The 4,754-nt window shown below is 53.3% G+C and carries 6 protein-coding genes; 1 reads left to right on the forward strand and 5 read right to left on the reverse strand.

Translation table 11 applies throughout. The features are described from left to right. The 5 genes from BBW68_RS12155 to nrdH all read right to left on the reverse strand — a co-directional run. Positions 1 to 275 (reverse strand): IS6 family transposase (locus BBW68_RS12155; RefSeq protein ID WP_148127483.1); only part of this gene is annotated, 275 nt, incomplete at its 3' end. A gap of 193 nt (positions 276 to 468) precedes the next feature. Continuing rightward, positions 469 to 1,428: a class 1b ribonucleoside-diphosphate reductase subunit beta gene (gene nrdF / locus BBW68_RS12160; protein ID WP_070135568.1), complete on the reverse strand. Its 960-nt coding sequence runs from the start codon at positions 1,426 to 1,428 to the stop codon at positions 469 to 471. Between the two features lie 118 nt (positions 1,429 to 1,546). After that, positions 1,547 to 3,697, reverse strand: coding sequence for a class 1b ribonucleoside-diphosphate reductase subunit alpha (nrdE, locus tag BBW68_RS12165; protein ID WP_083264897.1), 2,151 nt, complete (start codon positions 3,695 to 3,697; stop codon positions 1,547 to 1,549). Next, the gene (gene nrdI / locus BBW68_RS12170; RefSeq protein WP_070135569.1) at positions 3,670 to 4,080 is read right to left on the reverse strand and encodes a class Ib ribonucleoside-diphosphate reductase assembly flavoprotein NrdI; all 411 of its coding nucleotides are present in this window, start codon (positions 4,078 to 4,080) and stop codon (positions 3,670 to 3,672) included. Before nrdI ends, nrdE begins: the two co-directional genes overlap by 28 nt. A 4-nt stretch (positions 4,081 to 4,084) precedes the next feature. Then, positions 4,085 to 4,327 (reverse strand): glutaredoxin-like protein NrdH, encoded by a 243-nt coding sequence (gene nrdH, locus BBW68_RS12175; protein WP_070135570.1) that lies wholly within the window; start codon positions 4,325 to 4,327, stop codon positions 4,085 to 4,087. Between the two features lie 341 nt (positions 4,328 to 4,668). On the opposite strand from nrdH, the gene BBW68_RS20780 reads away from it, so the two are divergent. After that, positions 4,669 to 4,754 (forward strand): IS1 family transposase (locus BBW68_RS20780; protein ID WP_420835349.1); only part of this gene is annotated, 86 nt, incomplete at its 3' end.

The raw sequence follows: 4,754 nt of genomic DNA on the forward strand, positions 1-4,754 counted from the left end.
TACAGATAAGCCCAGCGTCCGTTGACCTTCACGTAGGTTTCATCGAGATGCCATGAGCCAAAACCGGAAGGTTGACGCCAGTACCAGCGCCGCCGCTTTTCCATCTCAGGTGCAGAACGCTGAACCCATCGATAAATCGTGGTGTGATCGACATTTACCCCTCGCTCAGCCAGCATCTCCTGCAGCTCACGATAACTGATGCCATATTTGCAGTACCAGCGGACGGCCCACAGGATAATATGACGCTCAAAATGTCGACCTTTAAATGGGTTCATGTGCTGCTCCTTCAACTAAACAGTGGCATCAGTTTACCATCGCCAGATCTTTGCAACAGTGCCCGATTTATTCAATAAAGCCAAAACTGCCATATTTATCACACCGATCGGCTTCTGAATGACTGAAATTTAATGAGTAATATAACAGGGGACGGCGAAGAATGGATACCGTCGGTAGCCTCTGCTGAAGAGATCAAAAATTCCAGTCTTCGTCTTCGGTATCTACCGCTTTCCCCATCACATAGGAGGAGCCGGAGCCGGAGAAGAAGTCGTGGTTTTCATCGGCGTTTGGCGACAGCGCGGAGAGGATCGCCGGGTTAACATCGGTCATCTCAGATGGGAACAGAGCCTCGTAGCCGAGGTTCATCAGCGCTTTGTTGGCATTGTAGTGCAGGAACTTTTTCACCTCTTCTTGCCAGCCGACGCCTGCATAAAGCACATCGGTATATTCCACTTCGTTTTCATACAGGGCCAGCAGCAGTTCAACGGCGAACTGTTGCAGCTCCTCTTTACGCTGCGGCGTCTTTTTTTCCAAGGCTTTCTGGTACTTGTAGCCGATGTAATAACCGTGAACCGCCTCATCTTTGATAATCAGACGGATCAAATCGGCGGTGTTGGTAAGCTTCCCGCGGCTCGACCAGTACATCGGCAGATAGAAGCCGGAGTAGAATAGGAACGATTCGAGGAACACGCTGGCAATCTTCTTCTTCAGCGGGTCGTTCTCGTAGTAGTGCTGCAGAATGATTTCGGCCTTGCGCTGCAGCGGAGCGTTCTCTTCGCTCCAGACGTAGGCAGCATCGACATCGCTGGTATGGCACAGCGTGGAGAAGATCGAACTGTACGAACGTGCATGCACCGCTTCCATAAAGCTGATGTTCGACATCACGGCTTCTTCATGCGGCGTCAGCGCATCGGCTATCAGCGCCGGAGCGCCGAGGGTGTTCTGGATGGTATCGAGCAGCGTCAGGCCGGTGAACACACGGATGGTCAGCTGCTGCTCATCGGCATTTAGGGAGTTCCACGCCGGAATATCGTTGGACAGCGGGACTTTTTCCGGTAGCCAGAAGTTGCTGGTCAGGCGGTTCCACACTTCCAGATCTTTCTCGTCTTCGATGTTGTTCCAGTTGATAGCGTGAACTTTTTTAAATTTCATGTTGTTGTTCCTAGGCGGATCTTCTCCGTCGTAGGGGCATGCCCCGCCCGTTGCGATATACATTTCGCGGGTGAGGCATGCCTGACCCCTACGAGATATGCGTTATTTTCTGGATGTTTTACAGCGAGCAGGAGACGCAGCCTTCTACTTCGGTCCCCAGCAGGGCTATCTGGCGCAGGCGGATGTAATACAGCGTCTTTATCCCTTTCTTCCAAGCGTAAATCTGCGCCTTATTGATATCGCGCGTGGTGGCGGTATCGCGGAAGAACAGCGTCAGCGACAGCCCCTGATCGACATGGCGCGTCGCCTCCGCGTAGGTATCGATAATCGCTTCTGGGCCAATGTCATAGGCATCGCGGTAAAACTGCTGATTATCGTTATTCATAAACGGGGCAGGGTAGTACACCCGCCCGGTCTTGCCCTCTTTGCGGATCTCAATGCGCGACACAATCGGGTGAATACTCGACGTGGCGTGGTTGATATACGAGATCGAACCGGTCGGCGGGATTGCCTGTAAATTTTGGTTGTACAGGCCGTACTGCATCACCGACTCTTTTAGCTCGCGCCACTGCTGCTGCGTCGGGATGGCAATCCCGGCTTCGGCAAATAGTTCGGCTACCTGCGAGGTGCGCGGCTGCCAGCTCTGCTCAACATACTGATTAAAGTATTCACCGCTGGCATAGCGCGAATCGCTGAAGCCGCTGAAGGTGCTTTCCCGCTCGCGCGCCAGCAGGTTTGAGGTACGCAGCGCGTGATAGGTGATGGTGTAGAAGTAGATATTGGTGAAATCCAGCCCGGCTTCGGAACCGTAGTGGATACATTCGCGCGCAAGATAACCGTGCAGGTTCATCTGCCCGAGGCCAATGGCGTGCGACTGGGCATTTCCTTGTTCAATCGAGGGCACCGAATGGATATGGCTCTGATCGGAAACCGCGGTCAGGCCACGTACGGCAATCTCAACCGTGCGGGCGAAGTCCGGTGAATCCATGGTGTGCGCGATATTCAGCGAACCCAGATTACAGGAGATATCCTTGCCGATGCGGCGATAGCTGAGGTCATCATTGTATTCGGTGGGGGTGTTGACCTGCAAAATTTCCGAACACAGGTTGCTCATGTTAATACGCCCATGGATCGGGTTAGCGCGGTTCACCGTGTCTTCAAACATGATGTACGGGTAGCCGGACTCAAACTGGATCTCGGCCAGCGTCTGGAAGAATTCGCGTGGGTTAATAAAGGTGCGGCGAATGCGCTCGTCAGCCAGCATCTCTTCATACTTGTCGCTGATGCTGATATCGGCAAACGGCAGGCCGTAAATTCGCTCAACGTCATACGGTGAAAACAGCGCCATTGGCTGGTTATCTTTCGCCAGTTTGAAGGTTACATCCGGGACCACCACGCCAAGTGACAGTGTTTTGATGCGGATTTTCTCGTCGGCATTTTCGCGCTTGGTATCGAGGAAGCGCAGGATATCCGGGTGGTGCGCATTCAGATACACCGCGCCAGCACCCTGACGTGCGCCAAGCTGGTTGGCGTAAGAGAACGCATCCTCCAGCATTTTCATCACCGGGATCACGCCGGACGACTGGTTCTCGATGCGCTTAATCGGCGCGCCGGATTCACGCAGGTTAGAGAGCAGGAACGCCACGCCGCCGCCGCGTTTGGAGAGCTGCAGGGCTGAGTTCACCGCGCGGCCAATCGACTCCATATTGTCTTCAATGCGCAGCAGGAAGCAAGAGACCAGCTCGCCGCGCTGCTGCTTACCGCAGTTGAGGAAGGTTGGCGTCGCTGGCTGGAAACGACCGGCTAGGATCTCATCGGTCAGCGCGTGCGCCAGCGCTTGGTCGCCCTGCGCCAGAGTCAGCGCTACCATGCAGACGCGCTCAGTGAAGCCTTCCAGATAGCGCTTGCCGTCGAAGGTTTTCAGCGTATAGCCGGTGTGAAACTTCCACGCGCCGAGGAAGGTCTGGAAACGGAACCGGCGCTTATAAGCCTGCTGGAACAGCGAACAGACAAACTCAAACGGATAGGCATTCAGCACGTCGGCTTCGTAATAGCCCTCGGAAACCAGATACTGCAGGCGTTCAGCAATGGAATCGAACTGTACGCTGTTGGGGATCACGTGCTGGATAAAATACTGGCGTGTGGCCTCGCGATCTTTCTCGAACTGAATATGGCCTTCGGCATCGTACAGATTAAGCATCGCGTTGAGCGCGTGATAATCGGCAGTGGCTGGCTGGGCCTCTATGAGTTTGCCGTCTGTCGCTGCCAAAATTGGGTTACTCCGTGGTAAACGTTAGCGATGTCGTCAGTGGTGCCCATCAACTCAAAGCGATAGAGGTAAGGCACCTGACATTTACGCGAAATAATGTCGCCAGCTAGGCAAAAAGCCTCGCCAAAATTGCGGTTGCCAGCGGCGATAACGCCGCAGATCAGCTGACGATTGTTGCTGTCATTCAGAAACTGAATTACCTGTTTAGGGACCGCGCCCTGAGCGGTGCCGCCGCCGTAGCTCGGCACTATCAGGATGTAGGGTTCATCGACCCGCAGGCGCTGTGCGCTATCCAGTGGGATGCGCCGGGCTGGCAGGTCTAAACGGGTAATAAAACGATGGGTGTTTTCTGACAAGCTGGAAAAGTAGACCAGCGTTGTCATGAGCTTATCCCTGCGCCTGTGCCAGCTGGCTCAGGGCGTGGATTTTGTCCGGGCGAAAGCCGCTCCAGTGGTCTTGCTCTGCCATCACCACCGGCACCTGACGGTAGCCCAGCGATTTCAGTGCGTCCACGTGGGTCGGCTCGTGGTCCAGATTAATCAGCTGATAATCAATCCCTTTCTTGTCCATCGCGTTTTTTGTGGCATTGCACTGGACACAGTTATCTTTAGTGTAAATAATAATGCGCATTATTCGTATTTACCTTGATGGCTGTTTGACTGGCTTAACAGGCGCTTTCTGGTAAAATTACTAGCGCCGCCGCTACCACACCACATCGCATGGTCTTGATGGAGTAAATACTAGATATAGCGATGATGAAAATCAACCACACAACATATAGTATTTTTGCATTTAGTAATCCATCTCGCACCTAGCCCTTGTGCCGCAAGGTTTGCACCAGATAAAAATTTTTGGTCGTGACGCAGACCTAGTGGTAATGGTTAATTGTCAGAGACCATCCGATGATCTTATCGGTAATGCCTCTGAATGGTTGGATTTTGTGATATTCTGCCATTATTTGAGGTGTTGTTATGGCTACCGTAACTGTCCATTCTCCCCGCTGTGATTCCGATGTAGTTTACCGGCATGGACTCAGCCCGACTAAGCGTGAGCGATT

Origin of the sequence: Candidatus Erwinia dacicola (assembly GCF_001756855.1) — a bacterium.
Taxonomy (GTDB): Bacteria; Pseudomonadota; Gammaproteobacteria; order Enterobacterales; family Enterobacteriaceae; genus Erwinia; species Erwinia dacicola.

Coding starts and splice junctions, on each gene's coding strand:
- nrdF (WP_070135568.1), bottom strand. CDS start 1,428: ATGAAATTTAAAAAAGTTCACGCTATCAACTGGAACAACATCGAAGAC.
- nrdI (WP_070135569.1), bottom strand. CDS start 4,080: ATGACAACGCTGGTCTACTTTTCCAGCTTGTCAGAAAACACCCATCGT.
- nrdH (WP_070135570.1), bottom strand. CDS start 4,327: ATGCGCATTATTATTTACACTAAAGATAACTGTGTCCAGTGCAATGCC.